The organism is Candidatus Cardinium sp. TP (genome assembly GCF_025215055.1).
Taxonomy (GTDB): Bacteria; Bacteroidota; Bacteroidia; order Cytophagales; family Amoebophilaceae; genus Cardinium.
On record NZ_JANAVR010000003.1, the window covers coordinates 1 to 16376 of the forward strand.

The window sequence follows — 16376 nt, forward strand, 5'->3', positions numbered from 1 at the left end:
TAAAAAATTAGTCTTTGAAAAAAATAATCAAATCGCTTATCTTAACAACCTAACTGACACATTTAACTTAACGGACAACTTTAATACTTAAATTTTTACTGCCTGTCAGATTAAATCTTGACTACTACATGCAAAGCGCTTGTGATTTGCTCTTGTATGGATAGAAAATAGTCTTTAACACGCCGCTCTAAGCTATCTTGGATCGTTTGATGAAAAGCTTTTGCTATTTCTTGATTAGGAAACTTGAGCTTATAAACACCTGTAGATGGCTCATAACTATCTATTATTAGGTAGCCGGCTTGAAACATCAGGGCTTTTAAACTAATCTCATTCCTGCTGCCTGTATACATTAACTGATTTCTATAGGCATCAATAGGTAATGCATCTAACTGAAATCTATCAGGGTCTGCCAGCATCTGGTTAATGAGGATAGTTGGGCTGCCTGATTCGTACCAGTAGTTTTCTAGTTCACTACTGTTTAAAAACTTTAACGTAGACCAGGGATTATACACACTTACACCATCTTGATGGAACTTATAACCATTGTAATAAGTCGAAATGCCACTCATAACTTCTGACTTAGTGACTTTTTTATTTTCTTTTATACTCCATTTTTTAGCAAAATATTGTAAGTTTTTTGAGAATATGGTTAGGATCTCTTCTTGCGTATATCCAAACATGGCATCAGCATCTTTGGAAATAGTAATATCGTCTAAATGATTAGCCCCTGAAAACAGATCAGATAAACTAAACTTACTAACCCCTGTGATAAGGGTGAGTTGAAAGTATTCATTTAGTGACTTTAAAGTCATAAAAAAATCTCTCATCGCTTTAATATTGGCCTTTTCTAGGTCAGAACCTTTGGTTAGGTGAACCATATATGGAAGGATTGTTTAAGAAGCCAAAGACTGAGGTAATACTCAGGATATACAGACGTAAACACTATAATTTGGAAAGTAAAGTTATGAGTAGTGGTTATATTATGGACCAACAAAATGTTAGGTATAAATGGATATAATCAATACCACAAACTATGAAAGTAAATTTACTAAGTTTCAAGATGTTTTACATGGAGAAGTATGTATGACAAACCCCAACTTATAGAGGAGCCGTATAACGGGAAACTGTTACGTACGGTTTTGAAGCCGAGTGGGAAGGGGTGACTCTCTCTGCTTAGGTAACAGAGACATCTATTCTAACACAGAGATAGAAATGGCTAATGCGTATACGCCGCTGCTCATGTCCGCCAAGTTTTTTTATCGGCGGCCATTAGCGCCTTAACTTGACGAAATGGAAGCAAATAGGTATCTGTTCCAGTCATTGTTTTTTTACATTAAAAGAAGAACGTCCCTGTAAAAAGTCGCGGTATAGAAAGTGGCAGCTTACAAATGATTTGGAAAAACAGTTTCCTTTGAAGCTCCCAAAGGGGCGCTTTCTGTTTTTCCATCTGTAAGATGACACTTTCAATAGCTTTTTGCCGAGGGCTTGATTTTTGCACACTTTTTTATCAAGAAAAAAGTGGGACAAAATTCATTACTAACCCATGGCAAGAATAGATGCTTTTATTTGAAAATAAAAGAAAAAACGCTTAGGTTGACACCATTGCGTGAACAGATACAAAAATAAAAATGCCTTACGAACCAGTGTCGTAAATAGGCACCAATACTGTTCTATTTAACAACCTAACATTTATGCCTTAAATGGACACCATTGGTCAAATACCCCCCCCTTAGGCTCCTTGTTCCTCATTTTTTATGAATGCCATAATCTCCTGCTTAATACCCATTAATTCATTATCATTAGCCAATACAATTAACATTTTTAAAAGTTTATTGTAATCTTCCATCAGCTTTAAATATTTTTTATTTAACAACTGAAGCTGAACAAAATATGGATCCCTCGCACTTGTCTCATCGATATATTGACACGTATCTTCCTTAGATGCATAACGCCTAGACTCAGTATCCTCTTCTCTGCCATTTTCGCCATATATACCCGGGAAATCATTAGAAAAATCATAATGTATGACCTTACCAATCTCTATAATAAACGCATCTTTTATATCTGCTTCCTTCAGTCTGGTGTACAGGGTATTACGAGCAATACCTAGTTTCTTGGCCAATGCCTTCATTCGAAAACCACTCTTCTTAATGGCTTCTTCGACTATTTTTCCTTTATGTTGTTCCATGACTGCAATATAAATGACTACGAATAAAACAAAAAAGAACCATGTTTACTCAAATATGTTTAGATAATTGTTAACGATATGCTCATATGTTGTGTAAATATTGTTAAACGTACGAACATGATAAAATTGTAACTTAGTTATATTGGGTTTATTGTGCTGGTAAAAATGGAAATACACTAAAGAGATAACGCCCATAAGCCATTTAGACCATCGGCATCAAAGCCAACGAGCTACTGCTATAAATAGAGCATATGACCGGTTACGGAAATCATGCGCATTGCTCTTTAGAGCAAATCTTCGCATGGATAATAGATACTGGATTATAGAGCTTTTAGAAGTAGTGTAGACTATACGCTATATTGCTTTTTTTAATATTCTTTTTCCTCATTTTCTAGGAATTCCATAATATCTTTTTTAACGCCTACTAATTCATTACTATTGGCTAGAAGCATTAAAATTTTCAAAAGCTTATGATAATCCTCCATAAGGCTTACATATTTCCCATTTAAGGTTTGTAATTGAAGAAAGTATGGGTTTTTATATTCACTATTATAGTATGGAAGCAGATAAGATGATCTACGACCGACAGACTTATCTAGATAAAAACGCTCAGGATGATGTTCAACTTGGGCTGCCACTCTTTTGTATACCTCCGGAAGCACCTTAGAAAAATCGTAGTGTATGATGTTGCTCACATGGATAATAAAAGAATCTTCTAAATCCGCCTCCTTGAGTCTGATATAGAGGGTGTTACGCGCAATACCCAACCCCTTGGCTACTGCTTTCATCTGGTAACCTGTTTCTTTAATGGCTTCCTCGATTATTTTTCCTTTATGTTTTTCTGTGAACTGCTCCATATATCTAATATATGTAGTTAGAAAGATCAAAAAAAGTACAATACTTAATCAAATTTGACAAAAATACCACCAATAAAATATAAAAATATATTATATATGCTTTAATGTAATTTTATTACTCTATTTTAGGACAAAAAAAGGACAAGTTTATACCCCTGATGCGCTATGCATGTTTCGCTTCATAGTTGTTTTAATCTTCACACAAAAAGCATACCAATTGGTTGCACATAATCCTCTACCTTGTTGAGCCTTGACCAAAAAGAAGCCACAAAAAGGTAACAATACAAAATTAGACAACCAAACGCCCACAAAAGTGGAAACGGTACCTGCTATAGCCCAATCTCTTCCAAGTATAGTAAGAATATATTCTAGGAGTATAAAAAAGAAGCTAATGCATACAGATATCCCAAAGCCACCTCGTCTAATAATGCAGCCTAAGGGAGCAGCTAGTAAAAAGAAAATGACACACTGCATGGCTACTGCCAGACGACGCGCTCGCTCATATAACGCCTCATTTAACGCTTCACTTAGTAGGGTTTTATCCTCTTCTTGTGCTATTATGGTATCTTTTATTTTGTTTATACGTCTTAAGGCTTCTCGAACCACACGCTTTTGTAAGGTATGGCCATAGGGCTGGGTATAACACGTTGTATTTGCATCAAGTTTTTTTTCTATAAGTTGGTCTCTAAACAATATAAAGTCAGTATTTTGCGTTGCTGCTGGCTGATACGATGCCGATTCTACCGCCTGCTGGTCATCCAATTGAGTACTAGGCGCTGTGGTGCAATGGTAATGCATAGCCTGTTGGGTCAGTATACTTTTGCTATGCGCTTCCTGATGGACGATTGCTTGCCCTTTTTCTTCAATCATTTTTTTGAGGTGTGGACGGGTTCTTGTCCTTGGATCATGGATAAATTTAGTATTTGTACGCCCAAGCTTAAGGGCGTCTAAACTAATCTTAATTTTTTGAGTGGCAAAATGATTTCTATAAAACGAGGACTTTTGATCAGAATGCGTATGGTTACCTTTAGGAGGCAAAGGCTCTACATAATTATGACCATTGGTAAGCTCCATAACCAAATAGGCTTCATTTGGTGTAGTGTAGAGCCTACCCTTCTCTGCAATGGTTATCACCGCTCTTCCATATTTTTTAGTATAATCATAGACCATAATCCCTTCCATGCCTTGATCACCTAGTTTTTTATCCACTCGAATACTATAGCCTGGTATGTTGTTACAAAACACACCTTCCTGAATCAGCAAAGCAGATTTTTTTTTGCATATATCACCTACTAAAGCAAAGATCTTATGCTTACTATTTGGATAAATGTAATCCTTAAAGTAAAAAATAGCAGCACTTAAAAAAAGAATAAAAATAAAGGGGAACCGTAGGGTACGCTGCAGCGAAAGCCCTACAGAACGCATAGCGGTTAATTCAAAGCTTTCAGAAAAATTACCAAAAACAATAAGAGAGGTGACTAAAGTAGCAATAGGGAAAACATTAGGCAATGTATTTAACGATAAGTAAAACAACAACTTTGCATAAATAGCAACCCCTAAGCCTTTACCTGCCATATCACTAAATAGGACAAAGAAACTTTGTATGACCATTACAAATAATACGAGCGCAAGTAATAGGATAAAAGTAGTTATAAAGGTACGTAATAGTAGTTTATCAATTTTTTTGATGGCGATATGGTTCATTTTTATAAATTTGTGCCTAACTTTACCCTAAATATAGCAACAATTTAGGTACTACACCTATATGGCTCTACTAAATGTAATGTATGGCGAGGTAGCTCAGGCGGTTTAGAGCGTCGGATTCATAACCCGAAGGTCGGGGGTTCAACTCCCCTCCTCGCTACATATCTTTATTTATACATAGCTAGGCTTACTTACATGCGGCTTGATATCATTACCTGTTGTCCTCAGTGGTTTGAGCATCCACTTAAGCATTTTATCTTTCAAAGGGCTATACAGCAACAACTCCTTGCGATTCATATACACAATTTGCGTGATTATACGCCATATAAGCATGGAAAAATCGATGATCAACCCTACGGTGGCGCTGCTGGTATGTTGTTAATGGTAGAACCGATTGCAAATTGTATTAGAGCCCTTCAACAAGCAAGAAGCTATGATGAGGTGATATATATGGCGCCAGATGGTGAACCGCTGCATCAGGACCTTGTCAATAAATGTTCGCTCAAAACGCATTTAATACTATTGTGTGGCCATTACAAAGGTATAGATGAACGCATACGGGAACATTTTATTACACTAGAAATCAGTATTGGCGACTATGTGCTTTCCGGAGGGGAGTTGCCTGCACTGATCTTGGCGGACGCTATGGCTCGGGTTATACCGGGCGTGCTATCAGATGCAGATTCTGCACTGACCGATTCTTTTCAAGATGGCTTGGTAGCGCCACCTGCCTATACACGACCTTACAATTTTGAAGGCAAAAAGGTGCCAGATGTATTATGTTCTGGCAACCACCAAGCTATTCAGGAATGGATGCACCAAGAAACAATAGCTAGAACTAAAAAAAGAAGACCGCATCTCCTGGAAAATTTGTAAAAAAACGCACATCAATGCCTGCTACTAAGATTAATAGCGCATATCTCAAGGAGATGGTTTTGCTTATTTTAGGTTCGTATGGATAGAAAGTAAAGTGCCAGGGTATAATGACCCTCGATAAAGGGAGTTGCGCAAGGGGTTTTTATTTTTACTTTTTTCTTGATAAAAAACGAGTGACTGGAACAGATTCCTTTTTCTAAAGTTTGCACGCATGCAAACGCATATATTTTTCTTTACATTAGGTTACAAAGTAAACGTTTTAAACATCTAACCAAAGCTTAGCTGGATTTATATGCTATCCATGATGCACACCATTCATAGACTTGATCAAGCATTATTGCTTATGCTAAACAAAGGGCATCATCCGGTCACAGATCATTTTTTTACACTGATAACCGATACTTTTTTTTGGATACCGCTTTATATCTTTCTTCTATTTTTTATTAGAAATACATTGGGCTGGTATGGTGTGGTGCTTTTTATCTTAACCATTGTGCTCTCAGATCAATCTTCTGCTACATGGCTCAAACCCTTTTTTGCACGATACCGACCTTGCTATGTTATTCCCCAGGTCCACCTTGTAGGCACACATCAAGGCCTATATGGTTTCCCATCTGCTCATGCCAGCAATACATATGCCTTTGCGATGCTTTTTTGGCGCATTTTTAAAACTAAGTACAAGTACAGTGGCTTGTTTTTTATCTGGGCTACTATTGTTTCGTATGGTCGAATATATGGTGGGGTGCACTATCCACTAGATATTTGTGCAGGTGCCATGGTTGGGTGCTGTATAGGCCTGTTGATGGATCAACTCTATTCAAAAAGCAAACCACTCCATAGCAATAAAAACTAAACAGGTTACCGATCCTATCACTTAGGCAGCATATCATCTGTTGCTACACTGCTACGCATTTGGGTATCTGCTTTGATATTTTGCATACGATAGTAATCCATGACACCCAACTGGCCTTTTCTTAAAGCACCAGCCAAAGCTTGTGGGACTTCTGCCTCAGCTAAAATAACTTGAGCCCTCGCTTCCTCAGATTTAGCCTTCATTTCCTGCTCTAAGGCTACCGCCATAGCACGCTTTTCCTCTGCTTTAGCCTCGGCTACCCGTAAGTCTGCATTGGCTTGATCAATTTGAAGCTTAGCACCAATGTTGTCACCTACATCAACATCGGCAATGTCAATAGAAAGGATCTGGAAAGCAGTGCCGGCATCCAAGCCTCTATTCAATACCAACTGTGAAATGGTATCAGGATTGGCCAACACCTCCTTGTGACTCCTAGAAGAACCAATCGAGGTAACAATCCCTTCCCCTACACGGGCCAAAATGGTTTCTTCGCCAGCACCCCCTACCAATTGTTGAATATTGGCCCTAACCGTAACCCTTGCTTGGGCAATAAGTTGAATGCCATCCATGGCTACAGCTGCTACCGAGGGTGTATTGATCACTTTTGGATTAACAGAAATTTGAACCGCCTCAAAAACATCTCTACCGGCTAGATCAATAGCCGTGGCCTGCTTAAAAGAAAGACTAATATTGGCTTTGTCTGCAGAAATAAGTGCTTTAATAACAGATGGCACATGACCACCAGCCAAATAATGGGTTTCAACCTCGGTGAGGGTCAACTGAAGGCCAGCCTTAGTGGCTACGATAAGCGCATCTACAATAACAGCAGGCGGCACTTTACGAATACGCATAAAAACCAACTCAAATAGACCAACTTGCACACCGGAAAAACGAGCCGTAATCCAAAGACCAACTGGGAAGAAATAAAAAAAGATAAAGCCCCCAGCGATAAGAAAAAGATACAAATAGAGTTGTGAAACGGCCATAATGCTAGAATAAAAATGCTAAATAAATACCAACCACTTACAACTAACTATGATGAAACTGAGCCTACATAGAGGGTATCGGAAGGTTAAATATAATTTTTATTCATGAATAATCAAAATGTTTAACCAGCCTAATGTATAGAAATGTTACCTTACATCCATACTAGATGTAGGTGCAGCGTAGCACACCGAATCAGATCGCACCAATCGATGTGTAAATGACTGGTAGCAATACGGTTTTGAAAGCAGTCTATTGAACCTTTGGTTGCATTTACCTAAGTTTGTTGTACACATCAATTGATGGCCTTGCATTACATGCTACTTACCAAACGTGTAAAACCAAAAAACAGATGAACAACCATACCGATGAACCTCTTTTGCAAGAGAATAAAAATAGATTTGTTCTATTTCCTATTGAGCACCATGACATCTGGAGCTTTTATAAACAAGCAGAGGCTAGTTTTTGGACCGCAGAAGAAATCGACTTGAGCCAGGATATAAAAGATTGGGAAAACTTAACGGCTGGTGAAAAGCACTTTATTACCCATGTGCTTGCTTTTTTTGCCGCTAGCGATGGGATTGTGAATGAAAATTTGGTTCAAAACTTTGCCAATGAAGTACAATATACAGAGGCCAAGTTTTTTTATGGATTCCAGATTGCTATTGAAAACATCCATTCTGAAGCCTATTCTTTACTGATCGATACCTATGTAAAAGATCCTAAAGAACGCCATAGGTTATTTAACGCCATTGAAACTATTGAGTGGGTGGGGAAAAAAGCAGATTGGGCGCTACGCTGGATCAGCAAAGGCTCCTTTGCAGAACGCTTAATTGCCTTTGCAGCGGTAGAGGGGATTTTCTTTTCTGGTAGCTTTTGTGCGATCTTCTGGCTTAAAAAAAGAGGCTTAATGCCAGGACTCACCTTTTCTAATGAATTGATTTCCAGAGACGAGGGTCTACATTGTGATTTTGCCTGTTTGCTCTACAACCAACACATCAAAAACAAACTCCCAGAGGAACAGGTGGCGCAAATTATAAGGGATGCAGTGGCCATTGAAAGTGAATTTGTATCTGATGCATTGCCGGTTAAACTGATTGGCATGAATGCAGCACTGATGACCCAATATATTCAGTTTGTGGCCGATAGGTTGCTACTAGAGCTAGGATGTAAAAAAGTCTATCAGGTTACCAATCCATTTGATTTTATGGAAATGATTGCCTTACAAGGAAAAACTAATTTCTTTGAAAAACGAGTAGGTGAATACCAAAAATCAGGGGTGATGAGCAGCATCTCTGAGGATAAAGAAAAAGCACGGTTTAAGCTGGATGAGGAGTTTTAAAAAACAAAAAAACTAAACGCCACCCTGTAGGTTAAGCTAAGATGCATGCAATGAAAAACCTGTCAAAGGTTCCTAAAATCAGTAGTGTTAAATGGAGACTTAATGATTAAACAATTAGATAAGTCCCATGAAGCAGCACTTTTCTCCTTAATAGATGAAAATAGATCATACTTGAAAAAATGGCTACCTTGGTGGGTGGATGGATGCACAAGGCAAAGTGATGCGTTACATTTTATCACTAGCGCCAAGGATACCCTTGAAAAGGGTACCAAATTTATGTTTGGTATATTTTACAAAGAAGAAATGTCTGGAATAATAAATTTTAATAAAATTGATGCATCCCATGACCAATTGGTTATTGGATAGGGGAAAGATTTCAAGGCTTAGGCCTAGTTATATCTGCTTGTTCCAAGCTTATTGAAATTGGATTTAAGGCATTAGACCTAGAGGTGATTGCTATTAGATGTGCAGTGGAAAACATTCAGAGTCAAAAGATACCTACACGCTTAGGTTTAAAAAAACCTAATGTGGTATTAAAAAAAGAAAATATGCACGGAACGCATATGGATATTGTTGTGTATACCATTCAGAAGGATCAATGGCTCAACCAGAAAGTTAAAGCGTAAGCATTGCTTCCATTTTCTCAACAGTTATCTGATTTTAGAAGGTTAATATTAAGGCATAAGGCTGGGTTAGGTATAGTAAAACCGTTAGCTTTGTACCGCTTTAGGTACTATGTAAGCAGTTAAGTAGTAGTAAACTTAACATCACATCATATATCATACCCATTAATAGTTACAAATTTATAAAAAGTAGATGTTAGTTATAAAACGAGATGGACGCTTAGAATCAGTTAAATTCGATAAAATAACCGCTAGGATAGACAAGCTCTGTTGTGGGCTAAATAGGGATTATATTGACACCATAGCTATTGTTAAAAAAATTATTGAAGGCATTTATGATCAGGTTACTACTTCAGCGATAGATAACTTAGCGGCAGAAACCGTAGCAACGATGGCCGTATACCATCCAGATTATGCCATTTTAGCGGCACGTATAGCTATTTCTAATCTACATAAAGAAACGAGTAAATCTTTTTCTAGCACGATAAAAAGACTCTATACCTATGTCAATCCTTCAACTGGACAGCACGCTGCCCTTATCGCCCCCGACGTTTATAAAATTATTGCCAGCCATGCCGCAACTTTAGACAATGCCATTGTACATGAACGTGATTTTACCTATGATTTTTTTGGTTTTAAAACATTGGAACGTTCTTACCTGCTTAAAATAAATGGAAAAGTTGTGGAACGTCCGCAGTATATGTTGATGCGTGTAGCAGTAGGCATTCATGGCGATAACCTAGACGCTGTGCTTGACACCTATCAACTCATGTCTGAAAAGTGGTTTACCCATGCCACGCCTACGCTTTTTAATGCAGGTACACCCAACCCACAGCTTTCTTCCTGCTTTTTATTAACAATGCAAAGTGACAGCATTGAAGGTATTTACAATACCCTTACACAATGTGCCAAGATATCTCAATTTGCTGGCGGCATTGGATTAAGCATTCACAATATACGTGCTACAGGGTCTTATATCCGAGGGACCAATGGGATTTCTAATGGGATTGTGCCCATGTTGCGAAACTTTGATATGACAGCGCGCTATGTAGATCAAGGGGGGGGCAAACGAAAAGGTAGTTTTGCCATCTATTTGGAGCCTTGGCATACAGATATCTTTGACTTTTTAGAGTTGAAGAAAAACCACGGCAAAGAAGAAAGAAGAGCCCGGGATCTATTCTATGGGCTATGGATTCCAGATTTATTTATGCAACGTGTAGAAGCAGATGAGATGTGGTCCCTCTTTTGCCCCAACGAAGCACCAGGGCTCTCGGACTGCTATGGTGCCGCATTTGAGCAAAAATACAAACAGTATGAAAAAGAGGGCAAGGCACGTGCCTCTATCAAAGCACAAACACTTTGGTTTGCTATTCTGGAGTCCCAAATAGAAACCGGAACCCCTTATATGCTCTATAAGGATGCAGCCAACGAAAAGTCTAATCAAAAAAACTTGGGTACTATAAAGTCTAGTAACCTATGTACAGAGATTATAGAATATACTGCACCGGATGAAATTGCGGTTTGCAACCTTGCTTCTATTGCACTCCCGATGTGTGTAGATGCCAATCGATCTTTCGACTATAGCAAATTATATGGGGTCACCTACCTGGTCACTAAAAATCTTAACAAGATCATCGATCGCAACTACTATCCTTTAGCGGAAGCACGTACCTCTAACTTAAGACACAGGCCGATTGGTATTGGGGTACAGGGCTTAGCAGATGTTTTCCTGAAAATGAAACTTATTTTTGACAGTCCAGAAGCACGGCTGCTCAACCAAGAAATTTTTGAGACCATTTATTTTGCTGCCTTAACGGCTTCTAAAGATTTGGCACAAAAAGAGGGAGTATATGCAAGCTACGCTGGTTCACCCATTTCGCAAGGCATCTTACAATTTGACATGTGGGGCGTAACACCTGCCTCTGGCAGGTGGGATTGGGATCATTTACGTAAGGAAATAGGTGTGCATGGGATAAGGAATTCCCTATTGGTGGCACCGATGCCAACCGCCTCTACCTCTCAAATACTGGGAAATAACGAATGTTTTGAACCCTATACCGCCAATATTTACACCCGCAGGGTGCTTTCTGGCGAGTTTATTGTGGTCAACAAATACCTATTGGAGGACCTCATCGCGCTTGGCCTTTGGAATGAACAGGTGAAAGAGGAGTTGATGATGGGCAATGGTTCCATTCAACAGATTGCCTGTATTCCGCAATACATTAAAAACCTATATAGAACGGTCTGGGAAATTCCTCAAAAGTCGATTATCGATATGGCAGCAGATCGCGCACCTTATATTTGCCAAAGCCAAAGCCTCAATCTCTATGTGAAAGATGCAACTATGGCTAAATTAACCTCTATGCATTTTTATGCTTGGAAAAAGGGGCTAAAAACAGGGATGTATTACTTACGTACCAAAGCGGCAGCAGACGCTATTAAGTTTACCATACAAAAGAAAGAAAAAATAGCCCCGCCCTTGCCAAGTGAAGGGGAAAAAGAGTGTTTAATGTGCAGTGGCTAAACAACTTAATTGTATATTAATTTTTGACTTTTTAATCAAAACGGATGCTCATTTATGTTTAATATTATTCTAGTGGGCCCTCCTGGGTCTGGAAAAGGCACACAAGCTAAACGAATGATTCAAAAATATGGCTTTATACCCATTGCTTTGGGGGCTTTGCTGCGCCAACAAATGGTAGAAAATGGGACGAATAAAAGGCTCATTGAGCCATACATCAACAGCGGGCAATTGGTACCAGATCACCTCTCTTTTGAGTTGGTCAAGCAACTGGTGCAAGCACAACCTGCGGATGCCTCTTTTTTATTTGATGGTTTCCCTAGAACCCTAGCACAGGTCACCTTCCTAACGCATTTTTTAAAACAATGCAATGCGCAAATAGATGGTGTAATCTTTTTAGATGTACCCCACGAGGTCTTATTAAAACGGCTTAAGAATCGCGCTGCCATTGAGTCAAGACCTGATGACCAGGATAACAACAAGATTAAAACGCGTATGCAGATATACGAACAGGAGACGTTACCTATGGTCAACCACTATAAATCCGAAGGGAAGCTATATAGTATAGATGGCACAAAAGATGTAGATGCGGTAACCCAGTCTATTGAATCCATTATGGATAGACTCAGACCTTAACGACCATGTCATTACCGAACTTTATTGATCACGTTAAACTTTACCTACGCGCTGGCAAAGGGGGAGCCGGCTTAGTCCATTTCATGCGTGCCAAGTTTGTGCCCAAAGGCGGGCCAGATGGAGGAGATGGTGGTCGAGGCGGCCATATCATTTTACGTGGGGCAAAACAACGTAATACGTTGCTCCAGCTTAAATACCGAAAACATATCCTTGCAACCAACGGGGAGCCGGGTGGTGATAGCTGCAAAACAGGTGCAAGCGGGAAAGATGTGCTCATAGATGTACCATTGGGCACAGTAGCCAAAAGGGTAGATGATGATCAGGTAGTGGTAGAGGTATTAGAGGACAAAAAAAAATATATCTTAATGCAGGGGGGGAAAGGAGGTTGGGGTAATGCCCATTTTAAAACCCCTACCCATCAAACACCTCGCATCGCTTATCCGGGTGAAGCAGGTATGGAAGGGTGGATGGTGTTGGAATTGAAATTATTAGCGGACGTAGGCCTTGTAGGGCTACCAAATGCAGGCAAATCTACATTGCTTTCAGTTGTATCAGCGGCTAAACCGCGCATTGATAGTTATCCGTTTACCACTTTAGTGCCCAACCTTGGTGTGGTAGCCTACCGGTCAGACCACTCTTTTGTAATGGCAGATATTCCAGGGATTATAGAGGGTGCAGCGGCTGGAAAGGGCTTAGGGACACGATTCCTGCGTCATATTGAACGGAATGCCATTTTACTCTTTATGGTTAGCGCAGAATGCAATGATATCCCTAAAAGTTATGCAATGCTAATGAGCGAATTGGAAGCACATAATCCCTCATTGCTAGCCAAACCCAGGTTGCTGGTTGTGTCAAAAATAGACTTGCTAGACCAAACAACACGTAAAACCTTAGACTTACCTCAAGGCATAACCTGTTGCCCTATCTCTGCCCATACGGGGGAAGGTATTATACGCCTTAAAGACCTTATCTGGGAAAAACTTTCTGTCTAAGTGGCTACCATGCACAATGCGGTTAAAACACTTGGTAAAGAAACCATTATATATAGCATCAGCAACATTATTATACGCGGATGTGGTTATTTGGCCTTGTTACTGCAAACCAACATACTACCGCCTAGCGCCTATAGCATAGTTATAGAATTCTATGGGATTTACATTGCTTTGGGTCATGTGCTTTACGACTTGGCCATGGATATGACCTATTTTAGATTCGTACATAGATTAGGCAACCCACATACTTTCAATATAATTGTAACTATATTACTGGTTACCAGTTTTATTTTTTCAATCTTACTCATTCTATACACACCACAAATTGCAAAGCTCACCAACCACCTAGCCCATATGCATTATTTCTATTATATGGCTGGTATTCTTATGCTGGATACGTTACTGATGATTCCCTATGCGAACCTACGTGTAGAAAAAAAGACCCTTTGGTTTCTGGTGGTGAAAGCTGTACAAGCTTGTGCGGGAATTACTTTTTCTTTTATTTTACTGTATTATCCGGTAGCCTTCAAATGTATAGCCTATGTAATGTATCATTATTTACATCTACCTGTACATTTGAATGGGATAGATGCTGTCTTTATAGCTACTATATTGTCTAACGTAACCGCTTTGGCCTTTCTACTACCCAATTTTAAAGGCTTTCATCTGGTTTGGAACAAGCGTACGATGCAAACGATAGGCGGTTATGCAGCTACTTCTTTTTGTACCATGCTATTTTTCAGACTTAATGAGACATTGCCTCTACTATTATTTCGAAAATTGGTTCCGAATAACTTTTATAACGCCCATACAAAGGAGGAAATATTAGCTAACTTCGGCACTTCCTGTAAGCTAATGGTGTGTATTACACTAGGCATCCAAGCCTTTAAACATGCCGCAGAACCATTCTTTTTTGCCCACTCAGAGCGAAAGGAGGCACTAAAGTTATATCGCCAAACGATGCATTTATTTATACTAACTGCCTGCTTTTGCCTATTGCTGTTTAGTGTAAACATAGATTGGATAGCAAAAATTGTGATTCCGAATCCAAGATACCGGCATACCATTGACACCGTCCCTTACTTAGCATTTGCACATATTATTTTAGGTGTCTATTACAACCTGAGTGCAGCTTTTAAATTAAGTAATCATCCACGATATAATACTTGGATCAGTGCATTGGGCAGCCTAGTGATTGGGTGCACGGCGCTACTATTGATACCGAAACTGGGCCATTGGGGTTGTGTTTACGCCTCTATAAGTGGTGCAGCCACTATGGGGTTACTAGGGTATTATATTGGTCAAAAGTGTTATCCAATACCTTATCATAAGGGTAGTTTTTTACTTCTTTTGGGTTGCTTTTTAGCATTATATCCCATTGTTTTATGGCGTGATACATTCACTTTTTTAGGAACAGGGTGGACCTATGTACTCCTACATAGTATCATTTTAATCACTTTTTATAGGATAGCCATTGGATGGAAAAAGGTGTGAAGTTTCAACAGAAGTGAACCATTTTCATTTTCCATTTTAGGTGTATCTGTTCACGTTACTGATTAATAATAGATTTTATCCCACTTTTTTCTTGATACGAAAGTATCAAAAAATCAAGCCCTAGGTAAAAAACCGCTGAAAGTGCCATCTTACAGATGGAAAAACAGAAAGCGCCCCCTTTGGGGGCTTGAAAGGAAACTGTTTTTCGACATCATCTGTAAAATGCCACTTTCTAAACCGCGACTTTTTACAGGGGCGTTGTTCTTTTAATGCAAAAAACCAGTAACTCTGAAAGACAGATACCTGTCATTTTAATGGGCGTTTGTTTCCATTGCGTCCATTTAAAGCCCTTATGGCCGCCGATAAAAAAGTTGGCGACCATCGGCAACGACCTATACCCATTAGCCATTTCTATCTCTGTGTTAGAGTAGATATCCCTTTAGCCTAAAGCCTGGCCTGCATGAACGTGCCGCTGTCGTGCACATTGGTTCTTTTCTTTTCTTAAACTCATTTCTTTAGTAACCTTACGCCTCGCTTTCTTAAGCAGGTACTTTATAAAGGATTGCGCCGTTTCACCTTGATTATTGCCTATACATGGATCTGCGTTGTGGGTTAGTAAATCATGAATGATATGCATATTCGTATTCTTTTTATGACCTGCATCACCAGTTAACATTGCTATCATCAGGCTTGTACACCCACCATCATTTTGTACATTCACCTTTGCCCCCTTCCTTAGTAAGCATCGAATGGTGGCTGCATCGTTACAGAATGCAGCATACATTAACATAGAGTTTCCATTTCTATCTTTGGCATTTACATGCAAGCCTTGATCAAGCAAATATTGGATATGCCCTTTAGAAAAACCATACCGTTCCAAGTATGCCAAGGCTTCAAAAGGTAAGACCATAGGATCATCTATTGTTACGACAGGTGTTTGGTCCCATTTTGGGCTATGAATCGCATCAAGTATACGTTATGAAGGTAAACTATGATCTTAGGACTTAATAGCATAGGATCCTCTACGCTTACGCCATCATCGGATGTGCTATCAGCACTCGCGCTTGCTAAGTGTTTTTGTTGCGTGGTATCTCCTTGTTGCTGCTGATCCATACCTAATGGTTGCGTAGCGTTTAAGCAAGAAGACAAAGCATTAAAGCTTAATAGGGTACATAGAACCGTCTTAGTTTGTAGATACGTTTTCATAGCATGATCATTTAAATTGTATCTGTATAATCACCACTAAGCGGCATAACACCCATCCATTGGTTATAGACGCTGCTTAACTTTAAATAGGAGGAAGGAA

16 protein-coding genes and 1 tRNA gene are annotated in these 16376 nt (G+C 39.2%); 10 read left to right on the top strand and 7 right to left on the bottom strand.

From position 1 onward, the window contains the following. Positions 1–110 precede the first annotated feature (110 nt). From NLX65_RS00825 to NLX65_RS00840, 4 genes are all read right to left on the bottom strand, one after another. The gene (locus tag NLX65_RS00825) at positions 111–878 is read right to left on the bottom strand and encodes an AAA family ATPase (RefSeq protein ID WP_260536140.1); all 768 of its coding nucleotides are present in this window, start codon (positions 876–878) and stop codon (positions 111–113) included. 851 nt (positions 879–1729) lie between these two features. Then, a complete protein-coding gene (locus NLX65_RS00830) occupies positions 1730–2188 on the bottom strand; it encodes a helix-turn-helix domain-containing protein (protein ID WP_260536143.1) in 459 nt (152 codons plus the stop codon). A 368-nt stretch (positions 2189–2556) separates the two neighbouring features. Then, complete coding sequence (locus tag NLX65_RS00835) at positions 2557–3045, bottom strand: helix-turn-helix domain-containing protein (protein ID WP_260536147.1); 489 nt, start codon at positions 3043–3045, stop codon at positions 2557–2559. Positions 3046–3192: 147 nt separating this feature from the next. Then, a complete protein-coding gene (locus NLX65_RS00840) occupies positions 3193–4749 on the bottom strand; it encodes an LptF/LptG family permease (RefSeq protein ID WP_260536150.1) in 1557 nt (518 codons plus the stop codon). Between the two features lie 85 nt (positions 4750–4834). On the opposite strand from NLX65_RS00840, the gene NLX65_RS00845 reads away from it, so the two are divergent. From NLX65_RS00845 to NLX65_RS00855, 3 genes are all read left to right on the top strand, one after another. Beyond that, positions 4835–4909 (top strand) — tRNA-Met (locus NLX65_RS00845). 35 nt (positions 4910–4944) lie between these two features. After that, on the top strand, positions 4945–5625 hold the full coding sequence (gene trmD / locus NLX65_RS00850) for a tRNA (guanosine(37)-N1)-methyltransferase TrmD (protein WP_260536154.1): 681 nt from the start codon (positions 4945–4947) through the stop codon (positions 5623–5625). 343 nt (positions 5626–5968) lie between these two features. Beyond that, entirely contained in the window at positions 5969–6478 is a 510-nt protein-coding gene (locus NLX65_RS00855; protein WP_445083366.1) for a phosphatase PAP2 family protein, read from the top strand. 17 nt (positions 6479–6495) lie between these two features. Here the strand turns inward: NLX65_RS00855 and floA are convergent, their stop codons facing one another. After that, entirely contained in the window at positions 6496–7464 is a 969-nt protein-coding gene (gene floA / locus NLX65_RS00860; protein WP_260536155.1) for a flotillin-like protein FloA, read from the bottom strand. A gap of 350 nt (positions 7465–7814) precedes the next feature. On the opposite strand from floA, the gene NLX65_RS00865 reads away from it, so the two are divergent. The 7 genes from NLX65_RS00865 (at position 7815) to NLX65_RS00895 (ending at position 15070) form a co-directional block, all read left to right on the top strand. Next, a complete protein-coding gene (locus NLX65_RS00865; protein WP_260536156.1) occupies positions 7815–8804 on the top strand; it encodes a ribonucleoside-diphosphate reductase small subunit in 990 nt (329 codons plus the stop codon). Between the two features lie 102 nt (positions 8805–8906). After that, entirely contained in the window at positions 8907–9170 is a 264-nt protein-coding gene (locus NLX65_RS00870; protein WP_260536157.1) for a hypothetical protein, read from the top strand. 29 nt (positions 9171–9199) lie between these two features. Beyond that, positions 9200–9430, top strand: a complete 231-nt coding sequence (locus tag NLX65_RS00875) for a GNAT family N-acetyltransferase (protein WP_260536254.1) — start codon at positions 9200–9202, stop codon at positions 9428–9430. A gap of 190 nt (positions 9431–9620) precedes the next feature. Continuing rightward, positions 9621–11951 carry a ribonucleoside-diphosphate reductase subunit alpha gene (locus NLX65_RS00880; RefSeq protein ID WP_260536158.1) on the top strand — a complete coding sequence of 777 codons (2331 nt, stop codon included), beginning with the start codon at positions 9621–9623 and terminating at the stop codon, positions 11949–11951. Between the two features lie 54 nt (positions 11952–12005). Continuing rightward, entirely contained in the window at positions 12006–12584 is a 579-nt protein-coding gene (locus NLX65_RS00885) for an adenylate kinase (RefSeq protein ID WP_260536159.1), read from the top strand. A gap of 5 nt (positions 12585–12589) precedes the next feature. Beyond that, the gene (gene obgE, locus NLX65_RS00890) at positions 12590–13576 is read left to right on the top strand and encodes a GTPase ObgE (protein ID WP_260536160.1); all 987 of its coding nucleotides are present in this window, start codon (positions 12590–12592) and stop codon (positions 13574–13576) included. Positions 13577–13585: 9 nt separating this feature from the next. Beyond that, the gene (locus NLX65_RS00895) at positions 13586–15070 is read left to right on the top strand and encodes a lipopolysaccharide biosynthesis protein (RefSeq protein WP_260536164.1); all 1485 of its coding nucleotides are present in this window, start codon (positions 13586–13588) and stop codon (positions 15068–15070) included. 439 nt (positions 15071–15509) lie between these two features. On the opposite strand, the gene NLX65_RS00900 is transcribed toward NLX65_RS00895, so the two are convergent. Together NLX65_RS00900 and NLX65_RS00905 are read right to left on the bottom strand one after the other, a co-directional pair. Then, positions 15510–15980 carry an ankyrin repeat domain-containing protein gene (locus tag NLX65_RS00900; protein ID WP_260536166.1) on the bottom strand — a complete coding sequence of 157 codons (471 nt, stop codon included), beginning with the start codon at positions 15978–15980 and terminating at the stop codon, positions 15510–15512. Between the two features lie 14 nt (positions 15981–15994). After that, positions 15995–16276: a hypothetical protein gene (locus NLX65_RS00905; protein WP_260536169.1), complete on the bottom strand. Its 282-nt coding sequence runs from the start codon at positions 16274–16276 to the stop codon at positions 15995–15997. Positions 16277–16376 lie beyond the last annotated feature (100 nt).